General features: G+C 50.4%; 20 protein-coding genes. 10 read left to right on the forward strand and 10 right to left on the reverse strand.

Features of this window, described 5'->3' with window-relative positions; translation table 11 throughout:
- Positions 1 to 116: 116 nt before the first annotated feature.
- Together CHU32_RS02720 and ttcA are read left to right on the forward strand one after the other, a co-directional pair.
- Positions 117 to 446, forward strand: coding sequence for a DUF2623 family protein (locus CHU32_RS02720; RefSeq protein WP_103676472.1), 330 nt, complete (start codon positions 117 to 119; stop codon positions 444 to 446).
- A gap of 162 nt (positions 447 to 608) precedes the next feature.
- A complete protein-coding gene (ttcA, locus tag CHU32_RS02725) occupies positions 609 to 1544 on the forward strand; it encodes a tRNA 2-thiocytidine(32) synthetase TtcA (RefSeq protein WP_103676473.1) in 936 nt (311 codons plus the stop codon).
- Between the two features lie 41 nt (positions 1545 to 1585).
- Here ttcA and dbpA read toward each other — a convergent pair whose 3' ends face one another.
- The 3 genes from dbpA to zntB form a co-directional block, all read right to left on the reverse strand.
- Positions 1586 to 2959: an ATP-dependent RNA helicase DbpA gene (gene dbpA / locus CHU32_RS02730; protein ID WP_103676474.1), complete on the reverse strand. Its 1374-nt coding sequence runs from the start codon at positions 2957 to 2959 to the stop codon at positions 1586 to 1588.
- A gap of 27 nt (positions 2960 to 2986) precedes the next feature.
- The gene (gene ynaL, locus CHU32_RS02735) at positions 2987 to 3169 is read right to left on the reverse strand and encodes a proline-rich small protein YnaL (RefSeq protein ID WP_103676475.1); all 183 of its coding nucleotides are present in this window, start codon (positions 3167 to 3169) and stop codon (positions 2987 to 2989) included.
- 275 nt (positions 3170 to 3444) lie between these two features.
- The gene (gene zntB, locus CHU32_RS02740; protein ID WP_103676476.1) at positions 3445 to 4428 is read right to left on the reverse strand and encodes a zinc transporter ZntB; all 984 of its coding nucleotides are present in this window, start codon (positions 4426 to 4428) and stop codon (positions 3445 to 3447) included.
- 315 nt (positions 4429 to 4743) lie between these two features.
- Here zntB and CHU32_RS02745 point away from each other — a divergent pair, with 315 nt between their 5' ends.
- The 4 genes from CHU32_RS02745 (at position 4744) to CHU32_RS02765 (ending at position 9101) form a co-directional block, all read left to right on the forward strand.
- Positions 4744 to 6873 (forward strand): putative bifunctional diguanylate cyclase/phosphodiesterase, encoded by a 2130-nt coding sequence (locus CHU32_RS02745; RefSeq protein ID WP_103676477.1) that lies wholly within the window; start codon positions 4744 to 4746, stop codon positions 6871 to 6873.
- Positions 6874 to 6963: 90 nt separating this feature from the next.
- The gene (locus CHU32_RS02750; RefSeq protein ID WP_103676478.1) at positions 6964 to 7191 is read left to right on the forward strand and encodes a YgdI/YgdR family lipoprotein; all 228 of its coding nucleotides are present in this window, start codon (positions 6964 to 6966) and stop codon (positions 7189 to 7191) included.
- A 489-nt stretch (positions 7192 to 7680) separates the two neighbouring features.
- Complete coding sequence (locus CHU32_RS02760) at positions 7681 to 8037, forward strand: DUF2382 domain-containing protein (RefSeq protein WP_103676480.1); 357 nt, start codon at positions 7681 to 7683, stop codon at positions 8035 to 8037.
- A 41-nt stretch (positions 8038 to 8078) separates the two neighbouring features.
- Entirely contained in the window at positions 8079 to 9101 is a 1023-nt protein-coding gene (locus CHU32_RS02765) for a YsnF/AvaK domain-containing protein (RefSeq protein ID WP_103676481.1), read from the forward strand.
- A gap of 51 nt (positions 9102 to 9152) precedes the next feature.
- Here CHU32_RS02765 and CHU32_RS02770 read toward each other — a convergent pair whose 3' ends face one another.
- The 3 genes from CHU32_RS02770 to CHU32_RS28775 form a co-directional block, all read right to left on the reverse strand.
- A complete protein-coding gene (locus CHU32_RS02770; protein WP_103676482.1) occupies positions 9153 to 9536 on the reverse strand; it encodes a VOC family protein in 384 nt (127 codons plus the stop codon).
- Position 9537: 1 nt separating this feature from the next.
- Positions 9538 to 10674, reverse strand: a complete 1137-nt coding sequence (locus CHU32_RS02775; protein ID WP_103676483.1) for an MFS transporter — start codon at positions 10672 to 10674, stop codon at positions 9538 to 9540.
- 302 nt (positions 10675 to 10976) lie between these two features.
- Positions 10977 to 11528 (reverse strand): TetR/AcrR family transcriptional regulator, encoded by a 552-nt coding sequence (locus tag CHU32_RS28775; protein ID WP_103676485.1) that lies wholly within the window; start codon positions 11526 to 11528, stop codon positions 10977 to 10979.
- Positions 11529 to 11614: 86 nt separating this feature from the next.
- Here CHU32_RS28775 and CHU32_RS02790 point away from each other — a divergent pair, with 86 nt between their 5' ends.
- Positions 11615 to 12358 carry an SDR family NAD(P)-dependent oxidoreductase gene (locus tag CHU32_RS02790; RefSeq protein WP_103676486.1) on the forward strand — a complete coding sequence of 248 codons (744 nt, stop codon included), beginning with the start codon at positions 11615 to 11617 and terminating at the stop codon, positions 12356 to 12358.
- Between the two features lie 24 nt (positions 12359 to 12382).
- Here CHU32_RS02790 and CHU32_RS02795 read toward each other — a convergent pair whose 3' ends face one another.
- Positions 12383 to 13306, reverse strand: a complete 924-nt coding sequence (locus CHU32_RS02795) for a LysR family transcriptional regulator (RefSeq protein ID WP_103676487.1) — start codon at positions 13304 to 13306, stop codon at positions 12383 to 12385.
- A gap of 118 nt (positions 13307 to 13424) precedes the next feature.
- Here CHU32_RS02795 and CHU32_RS02800 point away from each other — a divergent pair, with 118 nt between their 5' ends.
- A complete protein-coding gene (locus CHU32_RS02800; protein WP_103676488.1) occupies positions 13425 to 14354 on the forward strand; it encodes an aromatic alcohol reductase in 930 nt (309 codons plus the stop codon).
- A gap of 167 nt (positions 14355 to 14521) precedes the next feature.
- Here CHU32_RS02800 and CHU32_RS02805 read toward each other — a convergent pair whose 3' ends face one another.
- Both CHU32_RS02805 and CHU32_RS02810 read right to left on the reverse strand, forming a co-directional pair.
- Positions 14522 to 14758, reverse strand: coding sequence for a YgdI/YgdR family lipoprotein (locus CHU32_RS02805; protein WP_103676489.1), 237 nt, complete (start codon positions 14756 to 14758; stop codon positions 14522 to 14524).
- Between the two features lie 283 nt (positions 14759 to 15041).
- The gene (locus tag CHU32_RS02810; protein ID WP_103676490.1) at positions 15042 to 16655 is read right to left on the reverse strand and encodes a peptide ABC transporter substrate-binding protein; all 1614 of its coding nucleotides are present in this window, start codon (positions 16653 to 16655) and stop codon (positions 15042 to 15044) included.
- 137 nt (positions 16656 to 16792) lie between these two features.
- Here CHU32_RS02810 and mpaA point away from each other — a divergent pair, with 137 nt between their 5' ends.
- Positions 16793 to 17506 (forward strand): murein tripeptide amidase MpaA, encoded by a 714-nt coding sequence (mpaA, locus tag CHU32_RS02815; protein WP_103676491.1) that lies wholly within the window; start codon positions 16793 to 16795, stop codon positions 17504 to 17506.
- On the opposite strand, the gene ycjG is transcribed toward mpaA, so the two are convergent.
- On the reverse strand, positions 17497 to 18462 hold the full coding sequence (ycjG, locus tag CHU32_RS02820) for an L-Ala-D/L-Glu epimerase (RefSeq protein ID WP_103676492.1): 966 nt from the start codon (positions 18460 to 18462) through the stop codon (positions 17497 to 17499). The genes mpaA and ycjG overlap by 10 nt on opposite strands.
- A gap of 90 nt (positions 18463 to 18552) precedes the next feature.
- On the opposite strand from ycjG, the gene tpx reads away from it, so the two are divergent.
- On the forward strand, positions 18553 to 19059 hold the full coding sequence (gene tpx / locus CHU32_RS02825; protein ID WP_103676493.1) for a thiol peroxidase: 507 nt from the start codon (positions 18553 to 18555) through the stop codon (positions 19057 to 19059).
- Positions 19060 to 19184 lie beyond the last annotated feature (125 nt).

Consider the following 19184-nt stretch of genomic DNA (forward strand, 5'->3'; position numbering starts at 1 on the left):
CTCTCCCGACCCGCTGCCTGCTGGCGGGTCGTTTTACACTGCTTACTTATTTTTGGGTAGAGACATTTCGCCCAGTCGTTATATAATAAATTATATAACGAGCATTGAGGTGTCTAATGACCAATCATTTCGGAACGGGGATTGTTGATGGCCTTAACGGCCAGCATCCACGGAAGGTGGCCGATTTCACCGGGTTTAATGATGATTACAAACGTGGCTATGTGTTGGGGTATTGTCATCAGTTACGCGAGCAGTGTGGTGAAAAAGAGCTGGCGGCCTGGCAGGCTGGCCTGTTAACTCGCCAGTATCATCTCGATAAAAACATCATGATAGAATTTTTTACCGAGTTTGGTTCTGATGCCTATCTGCACTATTTTCGCCAGGGATATCAGGAATGCCTGCTCCCCCCTCGTATACAACCCCGCAGTATTCCCCTGCGCGGTTAGCAGGAAAACGTCTCTTTTTACGTCCCGAGTTGCAGGCATAAGTGTTAACTCCAGGCTCAGGCGCAAAACGCGCTGGCATTCGCCGCCGTAATCCGTACCATACACGCCATAGATAACCGTGCTACTGGCCGGTTGCGCCTTCAATAGTTGAGTAGCGAGTCAATGAGTCAGAATCCAGACGTAAGTAAGAAAGAACAGTACAATATCAACAAGCTTCAGAAGCGCCTGCGCCGCAATGTAGGCGAAGCGATTGCTGACTTTAATATGATTGAAGAAGGCGATCGGATCATGGTCTGCCTTTCAGGCGGTAAAGACAGCTATACCATGCTTGAGATCTTACGCAACCTGCAGCAAAGTGCACCGGTCAATTTCTCGCTGGTGGCGGTGAATCTCGACCAGAAACAGCCGGGCTTTCCTGAACATATTTTGCCTGAGTATCTGGAGAAGTTAGGGGTTGAATATAAAATCGTAGAAGAAAATACCTACGGGATCGTAAAAGAAAAAATCCCTGAAGGTAAAACCACATGCTCGCTTTGCTCGCGTCTGCGTCGCGGCATTTTATACCGTACCGCAACGGAGCTGGGGGCGACCAAAATTGCGTTGGGCCATCACCGCGATGATATTCTGCAAACCTTATTCCTCAATATGTTTTACGGCGGAAAAATGAAAGGAATGCCGCCAAAGCTGATGAGCGATGACGGCAAACATATTGTCATCCGCCCGCTGGCCTACTGCCGTGAGAAAGATATTGTGCGCTTTTCAGAGGCGAAAGCATTCCCCATCATTCCGTGTAATCTGTGCGGCTCACAGCCTAATCTCCAGCGTCAGATCATTGGCGACATGTTGCGTGACTGGGATAAGCGTTATCCAGGCCGGATTGAAACCATGTTCAGTGCCATGCAGAACGTGGTGCCTTCGCATTTAAGTGATATCAACCTGTTCGACTTCAAAGGTATCAATCATCAGTCAGAGGTGGTCAACGGCGGTGATTTGGCGTTCGACCGCGAAGAGATCCCACTCCAGCCGTTGGGCTGGCAACCGGAAGATGACGATGCCCTGCGGGACGAGATGCGTCTGAATATCGTAGAAGTGAAGTAAAAACCCGCGCTCAGGCAGCTATTGCCTGAGCGCCATACGCACTATTTCAACAAATGTACGCGCACCGATTTCCCTTTAATTTTTCCGTTTTGTAACTGTTTCCATGCCTGGCGCGCGACGCTCTGACGAACAGCAACGTATACATGTGCCGGATGTACATCAATTTTACCTATATCTGTGCCCGTCAATCCCATATCACCGGTCAGCGCTCCCAGAACGTCCCCGGCCCGCATTTTAGCTTTCTTACCACCCTCAATGCATAGTGTTGCCATTTCAGCTTCCAGTGGGGTGATATTGACGCCTGAAGGCGCGTTCTGCCAGTTAAGTTTCAGGTGCAGCATTTCGGCGAGAATATTGGCGCGCTGAGCTTCTTCGGGCGCGCAAAAACTGATCGCCAGTCCGCTGTTGCCGGCGCGGGCGGTTCGCCCGATACGATGAACGTGAACTTCCGGGTCCCACGCCAGTTCATAGTTGATGACCAGTTCAAGTGATTTGATATCCAGCCCGCGCGCGGCTACGTCGGTTGCCACCAGTACGCGAGCGCTACCATTAGCAAAACGGACCAGCGTCCGATCGCGGTCGCGCTGTTCCAGATCACCGTGCAGTGCCAGCGTACTCTGCCCTGCGTCATTAAGGGTGTCACAGACCGCCTGACAATCCTTTTTGGTATTACAGAACACCACGCAGGATGCCGGGCGAAGCTGACTGAGGAGTTTTTGCAGTAAAGGGATTTTTCCACCGCGTGAAACTTCATAAAATCGTTGTTCAATGGCGGGAAGCGCCTCAACGCTGTCAATTTCAATCGTCAGCGGATCGCGCTGTACTCTGCCACTGATCGCCGCAATGGCAGCAGGCCAGGTCGCTGAAAAGAGCAGTGTTTGTCGCGAGGACGGCGCAAAGCGAATCACCTCATCAATGGCGTCGCTAAACCCCATATCCAGCATTCTGTCCGCTTCGTCCATTACCAGCGTCTGCAAGGCCGCGAGCGACACCGTCTTTTTTTGCAGATGGTCAAGCAACCGCCCGGGTGTAGCCACGATAATATGCGGCGCATGTTGCAGAGAATCACGTTGCGCACCAAAAGGCTGGCCGCCGCAGAGGGTGAGAATTTTAATGTTTGGCAGAAACCGCGCCAGACGCCGCAGCTCATTCGCGACCTGATCGGCCAGCTCCCTGGTGGGACATAAGATCAGTGACTGAGTTTGAAAACGCCCGGCATCAATATGCTGTAACAGCCCCAGGCCAAAGGCTGCCGTCTTCCCGCTCCCGGTCTTTGCCTGCACCCGCACGTCCTGCCCTGCGAGGATAGCGGGCAACGCTGCCGCCTGTACGGGGGTCATCGAAAGATAGCCCAGCTCGTTAAGGTTCTCGAGCTGGGCGGGAGGCAAAGCATTCAGCGTGGAAAAAGCGGTCACAATCTTATCTCGTTATTAAGTAAATCATCAGCAGGCGCGTATCCTCGCAGATATGCGGCTTTGATGCGACAATTTAATCGGTACCTCGTCCGGCGGCGGGTCCGGCATCGGTTGTGGACGAGGAATAGGATCGGGAACCGGAACAGGATCTACCGGGACCGGATCGGATTGCGCAGATGGGATAAGCAAAAGCAGCGAGAGAATCGACATGTTTAACTCCTCGGTTACGGGACATCTCTTTAAAGGTAGATGCTGTAGTGCAGGAGGCAAAAAAAAGCCGACTAATCTAAGCCGGCGTCGTACGAATCAATTGTGCTATGCAGTAATTCAAAAAAGGAAGTAAGACAATATGGAGCGCAACGCCCATCGCTTGACGTTGCATTCACCTGCGGGAGTTATATTGCACCGAATGGGTAGATATTTTATTGACTTCGCTCAATGAAATCGCCGTTTTTATGTTCAATTTATGTTAAAAAAGTTAAAATTTACAACCATTTACTACGATGCAACCACCAGGTAACACCGCCGATTAAAATGACCAGCATGATACAGAAGGTGGCAAAACCATAATGCCAGTTTCCTCCCGGAATCCCACCCAGGTTAACGCCAAAGAGTCCGGTCAGGAAAGTGCTGGGCAAAAAAACCATTGCCATTAATGACATGGTATAAGTACGCCGCGACAATGATTCCTGCGTAATCTGCGTTATTTCATCGGTCATTACCGCCGTGCGGGAAATGCAGGCGTCGATTTCGTCCAGCCCACGTCCCAACCTGTCGGCAATATCCTGCATCCGCCGCCGCTGGTCGTCGTTCATCCACGGCAGGCGTTCACTTGATAGCCGGGCAAAAACGTCACGCTGAGGGGCCATATAGCGGCGCATAACAATCAACTGCTTACGCAACAGGGCTAAAAAGCCCCTCGGTGGGATCTCCTGGTCGAGCAGATTATCTTCCAGATCGATAATCCGGTCATGCAGCTCTTCAATAAATTCACTGGCATGATCGGTCAGGGCATCACAAACATCGACCAGCCAGCCACCGCAATCTGTCGGGCCAGTCCCCTCCTGCAGATCGCTCACCACGTCATCCAGCGCCAGCACCTTTCGCTGGCGCGTGGAAACGATCAGCCGCTCATCCATATACACGCGCATCGCCACCAGCTGATCGGGACGTTCATCATTACTGCCGTTAATACAGCGCAACGTGATAAGCGTCCCTTCGCCCAGACGGCTCACGCGGGGACGCAGACTTTCACCTGCCAGCGCATCCCGAACATTGTTCGGTAATAAGGGGGTCGTCGAAAGCCATTCTGCGCTATCCGCATGGGTATAATTCAGATGGAGCCAACACGGATGCTGCCCGTCAATTCGGTCGCCGTTTTGTAAAGGAGTGACCCCGCCTTTACCATCCAGTTGCCAGGCAAATACTGCATCAGGCACATTAACATCTGATCCCTTTAAGACGTCCACAGCGCCTCCTTTATTTATTATTACTGAGGTTAGTCTAGCCATCTACGGCCGTTAAGCAACGGTACACGAAGGATAACCAGTGGGGACTGGAGAGAGGAAAGTGGCTCCTCATTTAAAACATAGCCGCCATTAATCAATGGTCATATTTTATCAACACATACATTTAATTAGCTTGCTAACAAAAAATAAAACGCGTTACTGCCGCAGGGATTACCATGCCTGCTGAAAAAATATTTTGCCCGTAAACAGAATAATTAGCTTCATTCATGTTTTTTACTGCTAAATTAGACTTATCTTATTTATATTCTGGGCGGTATGATGATGCACGTTTCGTGGAACCCACTGTTAATTGGGATTTCCTTTATTGTTGCTGTCATCGCGTCCTTCGTGGCACTGGACTGCACAGGTAAAATTACTCACGCCAAACGCAGAGCCGATCTTTTTTGGCGTCTTTGTGCCGGTGCGACGTTAGGCCTGGGCATCTGGTCAATGCATTTTATCGGCATGTTGTCGATGAAAATGCCCCTGCCCATTCGCTATGATTTTCTACTGACCCTGATCTCCTTGCTGGTTGCGATTGCCAGTGCCACCGCGGTTCTTCATGTTGTAGTGACCTCCAGCGTTGTCTCGCCAAAAAGGTGGATGTTGGCGACGGCTATCCTGAGTGCTGGCGTCGTGTCGATGCATTATATTGGCATGTCAGCGCTGATGTTTTCAGGAACCCTTCGGTGGAGCGTACCGCTTATTGCCTTGTCCATATTGGTTGCTATAACGGCCTGTGGTATGGCTCTGTGGCTGACATTTCGTCTGCGTCAGCGCCGCAGAAATGCGCTTTTCCGGCGGATCATCGCAGCCCTCGTGATGGGCATCACCGTCGCTGCAGTGCATTATATTGGCATGAGTGCGACGACGTTTGCGGGTCACGCTACCGATTTAACGGGTGGACTCAGTGCGCAAGGGCTTTCACTTTGGGTTACCGCCACTACGTTACTGTTGTTAGGGGCTATGCTGGCATTCTCAGTGTTCGACTCCCGGGTGCGCACCACCCGCTTGACGGAAGATCTTGAGCTGTTGAATTTTCAACTGGAACGTCAGTCACGCAACGATGCGCTTACCGGGCTGGCGAATCGCATTCAAATGGAGGTCCGTATTGAGGAATACCTCAAAAATGCGCAGCGGGGCCGCGTCACCTTCGCAGTGGTAGTTATTGATTTAGACCGCTTTAAGTTGCTGAATGATACCCTTGGCCAGGCAGCGGGCGACCGTGTCTTGATGGCCGTCGCAAACCGATTGAGCGCACGCTTAAAGCCTGCAATGCTGCTGGCGCGTCTGGGCGGCGATCAATTCATGCTGCTGGTACCGCATACCAGTGAAGGCGAAGTCTGTGACCTGATCACCGCGATGATGGATGCCGTTCGCCGCCCGCTTTATGAGAGTGGACAATTACTTACGCTTTCTCTCAGCGCAGGTATCGCGTTATTCCCTGCTCATGGAGAAAGTGGACAGGCGCTTAAGACTAATGCCGTTATTGCCATGACCAGCGTTAAACATCAGGGGCGTAACCACTGGGCAATGTACAATCCATTGACGATGCAACAAGGCAGTATTACTGCTTCGCTTCAGCAGGATGTGTTACACGCTCTGACGCGGCAGCAATTCGAAGTTGCCTATCAGCCTATCTACCGTAATGGCACTGAAGCAATTGAGGGGGTTGAAGCGCTTTTGCGCTGGCGTCATCCGCAACATGGTCTTCTACTTGCGGAATCATTTTTTCCGCTGCTGGAAAAAACGGACCAGCTTCTGCCGGTAGGTCACTGGGTAATAGAAGAATCCTGCCGCCAACTTAAAGCCTGGAACGATGGTGGCCATACTGAGCTCACCTTATCTATTACACTTTCAGCCCCGCAGTTTGAACAGGAAGAGATCCATCAACAAATCTGTGATGTGCTGGAAGCTTGTTCATTACCCCCCTCCCGTCTTACGCTAAAAATTGCAGAATCTATCGCGCTCGCCGACGTTGAGCGCAGCATGCGGGTGATGAACGAATTCATGCTTTCAGGCATTGCGCTGGCAATTGATAATTTCGGAACCGGGTACGCCAACATTATGTTGCTAAAAGCGTTACCTGTTCAGCAGCTAAAAATTAACCGCAGTTTAATCAAAGATATTCGTTACAACGGCAAGAATATGGCTATTGTCGCCAATATAATTGACGTAGCCCATTCCATGCATATGAGCGTGGTAGCACAGGGTATTGAAACTGCAGAACAAAAATTTTTACTAACCAGTATGGGTTGTGACTACTTACAGGGATTTTTATTTTCCCATCCCATGCCCGCCAGCGAGGTTGTGTTATTACCCGGCTTCAGGACCTCTTCTGTTAACCTTCCACCTTTGCAGACGTTAATCACGCCGCTGGTACCTGACGTGAAAACTCAGATCTAAGTGCCTGCTATTTTTTGTAGTTACCCTGCAAACTATTCTCTCACTGCTATACTGAAGTTCTGACAAAACAACAGAGTAGCGAGGATTAACATGAAAAAAGCGTTGATTATACCCCTTAGTGTTCTGCTGGCCGCCGCTGCGCTCTCAGGTTGCACCCGGACAAGCTACGCTATTCATACCAATGATGGTCGTACCATTATCAGTGATGGCAAACCGCAGGAATCTGAAACTGGACTGCTGGGCTATAAAGACGCTAACGGCGTGAAGCAACAGATCAATAAATCTGAAGTAAAAAACGTTTCTGAAGTCCCGCATTGATATGAACAGCCCCGTCAGGGGCTTTTCACCCTTAGCCGCTTTGCGGCTAACCACTCTCGCATGATTATCTTTCATTAGAAAGCGATAGATAATCGCCAAAAATAATAAAGTTATTAATAACCTATCTTTTTGCCCTTTTATCCCTTAAATTAGCAATCCTTGTAATGATAATGCACATTGCATTCTCTCAGGAACATCTGGATTTCATGTTCCTGAGAGTTTTTTTACTGCCCACCTCTCGCCTGTTCGCTGAATGCGCATGTCAAACGATCGTTATGTCCAGCATTGAAGTGCTTAAAAAGCATCTGTTAACATTTTTACATAATTACAATCCTGCGAAAAATACCGTTTGGTCTATGCTTAAATACATTGACAGCAACGTTTGATGATTAATTGTCAGAGTAAAGAACATTCTTAAAATTACAGGCTTAAACGTTATATGCGAAATAAAGATGCTATAAAAATACTACGCCAACGCCAGATGAAACGGTGCCGCTAGCGGAAGAGAAAGTTGCTCTTACTAAACAAAAAATCATCGATCGCCGCATCCAAATTTCTCGTAAAACGGTTACTGATGAGCAAGTAGTCGAGACTGATCTTGTTCATGAAGAAGTAATAATAAACCGCGTTACTAAAAATGAAATAATACAACCTGATCGCATTCCGGCCGCCCGGCAAGAGGGTGATGTTTATATCATCCCCGTCATCCGGGAGGAAGTGGAAATAATTCGTCGTCAGGTGCTGGTAGAGGAGATTCACTTACAGAAAATAGTTACTAAAGAACCTTTTCAGGAAAGCGTCTGGTTAAGACGGCAGGAATTGAATATTTCCACGGACGAAGAATAGAAACTGAACATCCCGTAACCTAAGCACGAGGAGAATCTCAGATGGCTCATGAAAAAATCGTTACCGCCTTCGAGCAACCCCAGCAGGCAGCAGTAGCAAAAGAAAAACTCATCGCGGAAGGTATCCCAGAAAGTCATATTGATATTATTTCGGGCGAAAGATTACGAGTTGAAGACAAAGAAATCCGTCACCCCAGCTTTTGGCAACGTTTGTTTGGTGATGACGTTGATGATGATTACGCTACTGAATACAACAAAGCTATTCAGCTCGGTGGAGTCCTGTTGACCGCCCGAGTAGATAAAGATGAAGCAGACCGTGTAGAAGCATTGCTGGACAGTTACGCCAGTGACTACTCCTCACTTCGAGGCAATTATGATCCTGCCACCGGGCGCGATTATTTAGGCGAGGTTGATAGCACTTCTGCGGCTGATGTTGGCGGCGTCCGTTCTGTCGACAATCCGGTTTCTGGTGTCGGCGTTGGCGGCGTGAGTGGCGTGGCCCCAACGGGCAATACCCCGCCAAATGTTGGTGGCGTACGTGCCGTTGATACCGACACCCTGAGCGCATCTGAAAGAACGCGTGACTGGAGTACCTCTGACGAGATTACTGATACTGACGATCTTTCTGAAACCCGCGATTTAACCCGCGAGCACGCGCTCTCCGATGATGTTAACCGTGAAACGCTCAAGCTGGCGGAAGAAGAAGTTGATATCAGTAAACGTCGGGTCAGCGATGGTAAAATCCGTCTGCGTCGTTATACAACGGAAGAAGATGTTTCTGAGGATATTTCCCTGACCGAACATCACGCTAACGTATTCCGTTCTGCCGTTGACGAGCCGGCGTACCTGCATGATGTTGACTGGTCAGATAAAACGATTGAAGTCGAAGAATCTCATGAAGTGCCGGTCGTTAATAAAACCGCGCATATTCGTGAAGAGGTTGGTATTGATACCGAGCGTACTGAACGTACTGAAACGGTACGAGATACAGTCCGTCGTCAGGAAGTTGAAGTGGACAAATCGGCTACCGATAAAGATCGCTTTAATGACGATAAAAAATTCTGATAATCTTTTATCAGATGTTATTTCAGCCCCCGTTTCGCGGGGGCTGAACATTTACTCTACGATTTCAATTAAATTGCCGTCCGGATCGCTAATGACTGCTTCATAGTAACCATCGCCAGTGGTACGCGGCTTAGAAATAAGAATACCCTGCTCCTCTGCCCGTTTTGCTAATTCATTCACAGCCTGCTTACTGCCCAGACTGATAGCAAGATGAGCCCACCCGGTCATATTATTATCCGGCACCACCCGCGACAGCCCGGGTTTAGTCATTAGCTCAATAGCAATATCGTTGTTAATCCTGACAAAATAGGATTCAAAACCGTGGTTGGTTTTGCTGCAATATTTATCATTAATTTCGCTATTAAAAAAGGTAACCCAAAAATCAGCTTGCCGCTCCAGATCCTGGGTCCATAATGCCATATGAGCAATTTTCATATTAAACCTCTTCACGTAATTTCATATTTTTATGCAATATCATACTGAGCAATAAAACCACTACCATTAACGCCGCGACAAAAACAAAGGCGTGAGGTAATGAACTATGATGGGCGATAAAACCAATTATCGCCGGGCCAGCGAGTACACCGATGTATCCCATCGTGGTGACTGCCGGTACGGCCACACTCTGCGGCATGCTTTTTTGCTTTCCAATCTGGCTGAACATTACCGGGACGATATTGGCGCATCCAGCGCCAATGCACAGATAGCCCGCCAGAATCAGCGCAAGACTACTGGCGGTAAAAATAAGGCAGAAGCCAGCAAACGCCAGCAGTGCGCCAGTGACGACAACCCGTAAATGTCCCAGCCGTGTAATGATGGCATCACCACTCAGCCGCCCGACGGTCATTGCCAGCGCAAAGCAGGTAAACCCAAGCCCTCCCTGAGATTCGGCAACATTTCTGACTTCGACCAGATAAACAGCACTCCAGTCCAGTACCGTCCCTTCGGCGAGAAAAACAATAAAACAGATCGCACCAAACAGCAGGACTTCCCCTTTAGGAATGGCAAATGCGGGCCCTTCTGCCGGGCTGGCGTAAGAAAGTAGCTGGCGGAAGCTGATGAGTAGCAACAGGCCTACCAGTAAACTTATCAACAAAGATGCCGTTAAAATGGATAAACCAAGACTCAGCAAACCGGTCATGACTCCCGCCCCGGCGATACCGCCGACGCTGTACATCCCGTGAAAACCTGACATGAGAGGGACGTTCTCATTTTTCTCGACAAGGATGGCCTGAATATTCATCGCACAATCCGTTAGCCCTATGCCCGTACCGAAGAGTAATAACAGTAATCCAAGTACCAGAGGGGTGTCAGCCAGGGTTAGGAAAGGCATAGAAATCAGGATGATAATGACTGCACAGCTAATTATACGTCGGCAACCAAAACGGGATGACAGAGGCCCCGCGAGTGGCATAGAAACAATAGCACCACCCCCCAGGCAGAGAAGAAGTATCCCAAGTAACGCGTCATTGGCTCCAGTATTCAATTTGGCAAAGGGCACCATCACCGCCCAGGCCGCCGTTGCCAGCCCGGCAATAAAAAAGATACACCGTGTCGCGATTCTTTCATTCATTACGCGTATTTTCCCTATGTGGTTGTCTGACCAGCTGCAAACGCTCGATCATGATACTTTATGCTCGATTATGCAGCCTTGTCATTATAGCAACAAGGCTTTTCCCTCAATTCTCTGGCAGAAATGTTTCCGTACAATGGGATGGACAGCATCAGCCAGCCTTATGGTGCGGCGCGCCGGAACGAGTGTAATCTGGTGAGGGTGAACAGCGCCCTTGATGTCATACCGATGAGGGAAAGGTTGTTGGATGGGATAATACCAGCGGCCCAGAAGCATACTGTTATCGGGTGGGTGTCAGGCACTCATCGCGCGTGAATGCCATTCAGAAACAGATCAATCAGATGAGCGATACGTGTCGCTGAGGCGTTCTCCTGTTCGGCAGTCAGAGAAGTGGCCGTTATCACGTAGACGATATCGTCGAAAGTGATATCGCTGCGAAGCGTGCCAGTCTGCTGGCCACAGCTCAGCAGTCTGCACCCTTCTTCCGTTATCGCCTGACAACCAGGCGTTCCACTCTGCAGCACGGTGCCGAGTGACGATGCCATCCCCTGCCATGTTTGTGTATGTCGCACCAGCCCTTCCAGAAAGACGCGCATGGCGTTGAGTGGATCGCGCTCTCCCCCCTCGCGACTGGCCTGTGCAAAAGCGAGCAACCGCGCATTCCAGGTGGCCGCCAGCAACGCCTCTCGCGACGGAAAGCGCCGATAAAGCGTGCCAATACCCACGCCGGCGCGTTTAGCCACTTCTTCCAGCGACGCACCTGCCCCTCGCTCCAGAAAGAGCGTTTCAGCAGCGGCAAGAATACGTTCGCGGTTACGCTGCGCATCGGCACGCAATCCCGTTTCGTTTTTCATTGTGTGCTCTTAATGTTGATTGCTAAACGGAGGCTACTATCATATGTTAAGTGGAACAACCCTCCACTTAATAAACAGGTGATGAAATGAGCCAAAAATTTGCCAATAAAGTTGTCGTCATTACCGGCGGCAGCGACGGGATCGGCCTGGCGACCGCGAAACGCTTTGCTACTGAGGGTGCCCAGGTGTACGTAACGGCGCGTCGGCAGGAGCCGCTGGATCGGGCGGTTAGCGAGATTGGTCATGATGCCATCGGTATACAGGGGGATGTCGCCGATCCCACCAGCCTTGACCGGCTTTATCAACGTATCATGCGCGATCATGGCAGAATTGACGTGCTTTTCGCCAATGCGGGTATATCTGAATCCGCGCCTCTTGACACCATTGATGACGCCCATATTGAGCGGGTATTCAGCGTTAATGTCAAAGGCACACTTTTCACCGTTCAAAAAGCGCTGCCGCTCATGACACCGGGAAGTTCAGTGATCCTTACCGGCTCAGTAGCGGGCAGTAAGGGCATTGCCAGCCTGTCGGTCTACAGCGCCACCAAAGCCGCCATCCGCTCGTTTGCCCGCACCTGGACCACCGATTTGAAAGCGCGTGGCATACGGGTGAACGTGGTTTCGCCGGGCATGATCCTCACCCCCGCCATGCAGGCATATTTACAGGCCAATGACGGCATGGAAGAGGCCTTAATTAACATGACCCCGTTCGGCCGGCTCGGCGAGGTGGATGAAGTGGCCCGCGCGGTCCTGTTCCTGGCTTCTGAAGACAGTGAATTTATTGCAGGCGACGAGCTATTTGTGGATGGCGGGATTATGGCAGTCTGACACGCTGGCGTATGACAGGGATTGTCATTTTGCACGACACACTGATGAATAATGTGCGGGCTGGCTCAGAACGCTCCTGCTCCAGTCGTAAAACGCGCGAACCGCAGGCGGAAGGTAGCGGTTTTGCGGATAGACCAGTGATAAAGGCAGATCGTAAACGCAGTTCTCCATACAGGCCACCAGCGCCCCGCGGTGTAAATATGGCGCAGCCAGATAGCTGGCAATGCGAATCAGCCCCAGCCCCTGAACGCCAGCCTGAATGTAGGCATCGGTATCATCAACAACCAGCGACTCGTTCATTCGCACCACCCGATCGCCATCATTTAACGTAAAAAACCAGTCGGTCGTGCGTCCGGTACGATGGCTCAGGTAACCAACAGCCCGGTGGTTTTCCAGATCGTCCGGGGTTTGCGGTTTTCCATGCGCAGCAATATAGTCCGGTGCAGCCAGAACCTGCCAGCTAAAATTCACCAGCGGACGTGCAACGAGAGTTGTAGAATCCTCGATCCTGCCGGCGCGGATCACGCAATCAAATCCCTGCGCAATAATGTCTTCTACGTTGTCGCTGGAACACAATGTTAACGCCAGTTCAGGATAGCGCTGCAAAAACGCCGGGATGTGCGGAATAATGCAATGCCGTGCAAGCGACTGTGGCATTCCGACTTTAAAACGGCCTTCAGGCCGCGCAGCCTTACCTGGGAAAGAGGCTTCCACGGTTGCAATTTCCGTGAGGAGCCTTTTGCATTCTTCATAGTAGCGTCGGCCATCTGCGGTGACGCTGAGCTTGCGGGTAGTACGTTGCAAAAGCTGAACCCCAAGCCGGGATTCCAGCGCCTTAATAACCCGCGATACCGTTGACCGTGGAACACCGAGCACTTCTGCCGCCCTGATAAAACTGTGAGTGTCGACCACACACACATAGACCTGCATTGACGCCAGCGTATCCATTTCTCCCCCGTTGATTATCCCATTTTTATGAACAGTCTAACCCACTCCTGGCCTCTTATCGAACGCAGTTCACAGCCTTACTCTTTACTTACACGCTAATTAATAGGATGAGGCATATATGAAAGTCCATAATTGTCAGGTTGGTGAAAGGGTATTGGTGCTTGGTGCAGGACAATTGGGCGCAGCGCTACTGGAAGCACTGATCCTGGCGGTAACCCGGCTTGAAGGTACGGTCTCTGTTATTGTATCGCCCCGATCCTGGGATAAAGAAGGCAATCTACGGACCGGGACACATCAACGTCTGGCGAAGATGGGGGCACAATTTATCGCTGTTGATATCGCAGCCAGTACAATTGAAACGTTAACCGATCGGTTCAGCAAGTTTGATACCGTGATCAACTGCATGGGTTTTGTCGCAGGCGCAGGAACACAAATAAATATCACCCGCGCCGTACTGGCGGCAGGCGTTCGCCGCTATTTTCCCTGGCAGTTCGGCGTAAATTACGATGTAGTGGGTAAAGGCAGCGGTCAACCTGTCTGGGATGACCAATATGACGTCAGAACACTGCTGCGGGAACAGAACGCAACGCAATGGGTCATTGTTTCAACCGGCATGTTTACCAGCTTTCTTTTCGAGCCGGCATTTGATGTGGTGAATTTGTCCAACAACACCATTAATGCCCTCGGAGGATGGGAAACCCAGGTCACCGTTACCTCGCCTGCGGATATTGGCCGCCTGACCACTGCCATTTATTTGCATCAGCCGCCGATCATCAATGAGGTGGTTTTTGTGGCGGGGGAAACCCTCTCTTATGGAAAACTGGCGCAAACCGTTGAACACGTAACCGGGCAAACCTTTCACAAAGACGTGTTCACCCTGCCCGCTCTGCTGGATGAACTGCGTTTACACCCGGACGATCAGATGCTTTGCTATCGCGCGGCGTTTGCCAGGGGAGACGGCGTATGGTGGCCAATGCGCGACACCTGGAATGCACAGCATCATTTTCCGACGCAGGATGTCGCTTCCTGGCTAAATACCCGGATTTAACTTTCCCATCCTTCAGGACACCATTTTATGCGAACCTTTTCTACGCATTAATTTATGGCCTGTTGTCATTTTTGCCTGGACATTAACGCGTCTCGCAACTTGATATATTGCAAGAACCGCCCCGGACCTCAATACAACAGGCTCTGTGTCAGACAGGCTGGTCTATATCACCAACCGAGCGTAGTTGCTCCTTTTGTGGTCTTAACGATTTCACTGGTTTTAATGACGCGGTGGTAACCATAAGCGTCAGCATATTTTGTCAAACCCGTTGCAGCGTCCACCTCTGGCTCCCCCTGGGTTTCGATATTTTGTCCCGTTCGGGTGGTCATCGTCCAGTTTGTTGTGCATCCGGTTAACATCAGTACTGTCAGACTAAACAGTGTAAAAAGAACAGACTTTTGCATCTCAGGTTTCCGTTTATAGCATTGTTTTCTGGACACCTTAACGAAAACGTAGAAAGCAGGATGGATAATTATGGCTTTCTTCGCCAGTCACAACTGGCAAGATTGTAAATAAAAATATCATAATCACCCACTGCAGGATGGCAAGGTTTTTGGAGATTTCAGGAAATAATTTGAAAAGGATGCGTACATTGCCTGCGTTTTATTAAATAATGAGTAAAAGCGTGCTTTGATACACTGTAAAAATAAAGCTGGCGCTGAAATTGGCACCAGCCTTAATGGGGACTTAGTGCTTAATAATATACATGGTACGGCTATATGCCACATCTTCCGGGTTATTGATCGGATAACCTTTTAACCACGGTTTGATCAGCCGTCCATTGGTATACTGGTATATCGGGGCAATCGGTGCCTGCTCGGCAATGATATGCTCGGCCGCATTATAATCGGCATTTCTTGCCGCGGCGGTCGTCTCAAGCGTGGCCTGATTAATGATTTTATCGTAAGCCGGATTTTTAAAACGGGCGATATTGCCGGTGTGCGTCGACGTCAGCAATGATAAGAATGTTGAAGGCTCGTTATAATCGCCTACCCATGATGCGCGGATCACGTCAAAGTTACCGGTATTGCGCGAATCAATATAGGTTTTCCATTCCTGATTCTGTAGCTTCACCTCTACACCGAGATTTTTCTTCCACATTGACGCTACGGCAATAGCAATTTTTTGATGATTTTCCGAGGTGTTATACAACAGCGTAAGCTTAAGCGGTCGATCCGGGCCATAACCTGCCGCCTGAAGCAGCGTTTTCGCCTGCGCATTAAGCTCTGCCTGGCTCAGTTGTTCAATCTGCGTTTTTTGTGGGGTAAACCCGGCGGTGACATCCGGCGTAAAACGCCAGGCGGGTTTCTCACCGGTACCCAACACTTTTTCCGCCATCAACCGCCGATCAATCGTCATGCTCAGCGCCAGCCGAACCCGCGCATCCGCGGTGGGGCCTTTTTCAGTGTTGAAGGCATAATAATAGGTTCCCAGCTGCGGCGGGGTATAAACCTGACCGGGAATATCCTTAAGTAACTTCTGGTACAGATTTTTGGGGAAGGATTCTGTGATATCAATACCGCCCGCCAGGTAGCGTTTGGTGGCTGCAGATTCCTGGTTAATAGGAACGAAAGTGACTTTTTTCAGGATAGTATTGGCGTGGTCCCAATAATGGCTATTCGGTTCAACGACCAGTTTCTCATTAACTACCCGCTCTTTTAACACATACGCGCCGTTACCAACCAATTTACCAGGACGCGTCCACTCTTTTCCGCTTTCTGCATTGGCTTTTTGTACCGGATAAAAGGCAAAGTTGGCCGTAAGATTGGCAAACCAGGGGAGCGGTTTATCCAGTTGCACCCGCAAGGTGCGATCATCTACCGCACTCACGCCCAGTTTATCCGGCGTTGCTTTACCGTCGATGATATTTTGGGCATTGCCAATACCGGCAAGCGCGGCGAACCAGGCAAAAGGAGACAGCGTTTTGGGGTCAACCAGCCGTTGCCAGCTATAAACAAAATCCTGTGCGGTCACCGGCGTGCCGTCCGACCATTGGGCATTATCGCGCAGGGTAAAGGTCCAGACGCGGTTATCACTGGACTGCCATTTGCTGGCAACGCCAGGAATAATATCCCCTTTTTCATTCTGATTGACCAGCCCTTCGAACAGATCGCGAATAACCTGAATTTCAGGCAGGCCAACCGCTTTTGCCGGGTCCAGGGTAGCCGGTTCATCTTTAATATGCCGCACCAGTTCCTGTTTCTGAGCAAGTGACGTGCCCGGTGGAACCGCAGCCAATGACAACGTTGAAAGCGAGCTAAAACATAACGCACAGCAGATCAAAGAAACAGGATACTTCATGAGCTTCCCCGGCAATAAAATCAGTAAGAATTAATTATTTGTTTTGCTAAATAGAAATGCAATCGACTTATTCCAGTAAATTGACGTAGCCGCAAATTACTATACTGTGAAAGTACATGGACTGAATGAGGTGAACGATGACAATGACTCGCCCTCGTGCCGAGCGTGGTACATTCCCGCCAGGCACTCAACATTATGGACGCACATCTCTTGGCGCACCGCTTCTGTGGTTTCCCGCCCCCCTGGCTGAGCGCGATGCCGGATTAATCATTGCCGGAACGCATGGCGATGAAAATTCGTCCATTGTCACACTTTCCTGTGCGCTGCGTACTCTCGCCCCTGAACTGCGGCGTCATCACGTGATCCTGACGGTGAATCCTGATGGCTGTCAGCTTGGTTTACGGTCAAATGCCAATGGCGTCGATCTAAACCGTAATTTCCCGTCGGCAAACTGGCGGCCTGGTGAAACGGTTTATCGCTGGAACAGCGCCGCACAACAGCGTGACGTTGTATTACTGACCGGTAATTCGCCCGGATCGGAACCGGAAACGCAGGCGCTTTGCCAGTTGATTTTGCACATCCACCCCGCCTGGGTTGTGTCTTTTCACGATCCGCTGGCCTGCATTGAAGACCCGAACCACTCAGCGCTGGGTGAATGGCTTGCCAATGCATTTGCCCTTCCGCTGGTAAGTAGCGTGGGTTATGACACCCCAGGATCATTTGGCAGTTGGTGTGCTGATATTGCTTTGCCCTGTATTACCGCAGAATTTCCGCCGGTTTCGAACGATGAAGCCAGCGAAGTCTATTTATCCGCGATGACCGGACTGTTGCGCTGGCAACCTCAAAGATGAAGCTCGCCGGTCGTAAAGCATAGCGACGGCTCTACATCCACAGCAAGCCAGGTGGGGCCGTCCAGATCGGCAAAGCGGACCTGATTGATCAACGGCAGCGCGGCAGTAATGGCGCGAGAGGTACAAAGCATGCAGCCCAGCATCAGGTCGAATCCTTGCTGGCGCGCCTCTTGCGCCAGCGCCAGCGCCTCGCTCAGTCCCCCTGTTTTATCAAGCTTGATATTGATCATGTCATAACGGCCAGACAGCGTAGCCAGATTTGCGCGGGTGTGGCAGCTCTCATCAGCGCAAATCGGTAACGGATGAATAAAGTTAGACAATGAGTCGTCCTGCCCGGCAGGAAGGGGCTGTTCAAGCATCGCCACGCCTAAATCAGCTAACAGTTGACAGCGGGCAGCCAGCCCTTCACTGTTCCATGACTCATTGGCATCGACTATCAGCGTCGCCTCAGGTGCGGCAGCCCGCACGGCGACAATACGTTCACTGATGAGGTGCTCGTCCATTTTGATTTTGAGCAAACGCGCGCCTTTCTGCCACAAGGTTGATGCGCTGGCAGCCATCTGTTCTGGCGTACCAATGACCACAGTTTGCGCAGTACGAATATGCTGTGGCGTTGCTATGTGCAGATAATCCATTAACGTTCTTCCCGCCTTCCGCGCGGCCAGATCCCACAAGGCACAGTCAATGGCATTTCGCGCAGCACCGGCGGGAAGTAATTGCTGAATTTGTTGAGCCGTTACGCCATCTTCGAGCTGCGCATGAACCGTCATAATTTGCGCCATCACGGAGGCAATACTTTCACCATAGCGAGGATAAGGAGTACATTCACCAATGCCTTTTATGCCCTCTTCTTCCATTTCCACGACCACCACTTTTGCTTCGCTGCGACTCCCTCTGGCAATCACAAATGGCGTATGCAGCGGCCACGCTTCCTCATAAACTCTCAGGCTTCTCATTAAAAATCCTCGCTAAAAGCGTTTGCTGTGTTAACTACTGATGTCATACACTAGCGTCGGCGTTAATTATATGTAAATAGGAAGAAAATCATGTCACAACTCGTGCATTTCCAGGGCAATCCGGTCGCCGTTGCAGGCGTTATTCCTAAGCCTGGTACCCCGGCTCAGCCTTTTACACTGGTAGCCAAAGACCTTTCCGATGTCACCCTCGCCCAGTATGCGGGCAAACGCAAAGTGTTGAACATTTTTCCAAGTATTGATACCGGCGTTTGTGCTGCGTCTGTCCGTAAGTTTAACCAACTTGCGACTGAAGTGAATAATACCGTCGTCCTGTGCATTTCCGCAGACTTGCCTTTCGCCCATTCCCGTTTTTGTGGCGCAGAAGGGTTAAGTAATGTAGTTACCCTCTCCACCCTGCGTAACCCTGAATTTTTACAGGATTACGGTGTAGGCATCGCCGAAGGTGCATTAAAAGGGCTTTCTGCGCGTGCAGTGATCGTGATTGATGAAAACGATAATGTAGTCTTCAGTCAGTTAGTCAATGAAATTACCACGGAACCAGACTACGCGGCGGCGCTGGAAACATTGAAAGCGTAAGAAATTATCTCAGGTGGCCCTGGCGGGCCGCCGGTCTCTTTGCGAAATCTCCGCGAGGCATGTCCTTCAGAACAACCGATGGCTGTTGCCCGCGCTTTCAGCGAGCAATTCTCTTTAAAATATTC

The sequence above is a fragment of the Superficieibacter electus genome (assembly GCF_002915575.1).
Lineage (GTDB): Bacteria > Pseudomonadota > Gammaproteobacteria > Enterobacterales > Enterobacteriaceae > Superficieibacter > Superficieibacter electus.

Bases quoted from the DNA above. Each gene is read 5' to 3' on its own strand.
- CHU32_RS02720 (WP_103676472.1), top strand. From the start codon at position 117: ATGACCAATCATTTCGGAACGGGGATTGTTGATGGCCTTAACGGCCAG.
- ttcA (WP_103676473.1), top strand. From the start codon at position 609: ATGAGTCAGAATCCAGACGTAAGTAAGAAAGAACAGTACAATATCAAC.
- ynaL (WP_103676475.1), bottom strand. From the start codon at position 3,169: ATGTCGATTCTCTCGCTGCTTTTGCTTATCCCATCTGCGCAATCCGAT.
- CHU32_RS02745 (WP_103676477.1), top strand. From the start codon at position 4,744: ATGATGATGCACGTTTCGTGGAACCCACTGTTAATTGGGATTTCCTTT.
- CHU32_RS02750 (WP_103676478.1), top strand. From the start codon at position 6,964: ATGAAAAAAGCGTTGATTATACCCCTTAGTGTTCTGCTGGCCGCCGCT.
- CHU32_RS02765 (WP_103676481.1), top strand. From the start codon at position 8,079: ATGGCTCATGAAAAAATCGTTACCGCCTTCGAGCAACCCCAGCAGGCA.
- CHU32_RS02770 (WP_103676482.1), bottom strand. From the start codon at position 9,536: ATGAAAATTGCTCATATGGCATTATGGACCCAGGATCTGGAGCGGCAA.
- CHU32_RS02775 (WP_103676483.1), bottom strand. From the start codon at position 10,674: ATGAATGAAAGAATCGCGACACGGTGTATCTTTTTTATTGCCGGGCTG.
- CHU32_RS28775 (WP_103676485.1), bottom strand. From the start codon at position 11,528: ATGAAAAACGAAACGGGATTGCGTGCCGATGCGCAGCGTAACCGCGAA.
- CHU32_RS02790 (WP_103676486.1), top strand. From the start codon at position 11,615: ATGAGCCAAAAATTTGCCAATAAAGTTGTCGTCATTACCGGCGGCAGC.
- CHU32_RS02795 (WP_103676487.1), bottom strand. From the start codon at position 13,306: ATGGATACGCTGGCGTCAATGCAGGTCTATGTGTGTGTGGTCGACACT.
- CHU32_RS02800 (WP_103676488.1), top strand. From the start codon at position 13,425: ATGAAAGTCCATAATTGTCAGGTTGGTGAAAGGGTATTGGTGCTTGGT.
- CHU32_RS02805 (WP_103676489.1), bottom strand. From the start codon at position 14,758: ATGCAAAAGTCTGTTCTTTTTACACTGTTTAGTCTGACAGTACTGATG.
- CHU32_RS02810 (WP_103676490.1), bottom strand. From the start codon at position 16,655: ATGAAGTATCCTGTTTCTTTGATCTGCTGTGCGTTATGTTTTAGCTCG.
- mpaA (WP_103676491.1), top strand. From the start codon at position 16,793: ATGACAATGACTCGCCCTCGTGCCGAGCGTGGTACATTCCCGCCAGGC.
- ycjG (WP_103676492.1), bottom strand. From the start codon at position 18,462: ATGAGAAGCCTGAGAGTTTATGAGGAAGCGTGGCCGCTGCATACGCCA.
- tpx (WP_103676493.1), top strand. From the start codon at position 18,553: ATGTCACAACTCGTGCATTTCCAGGGCAATCCGGTCGCCGTTGCAGGC.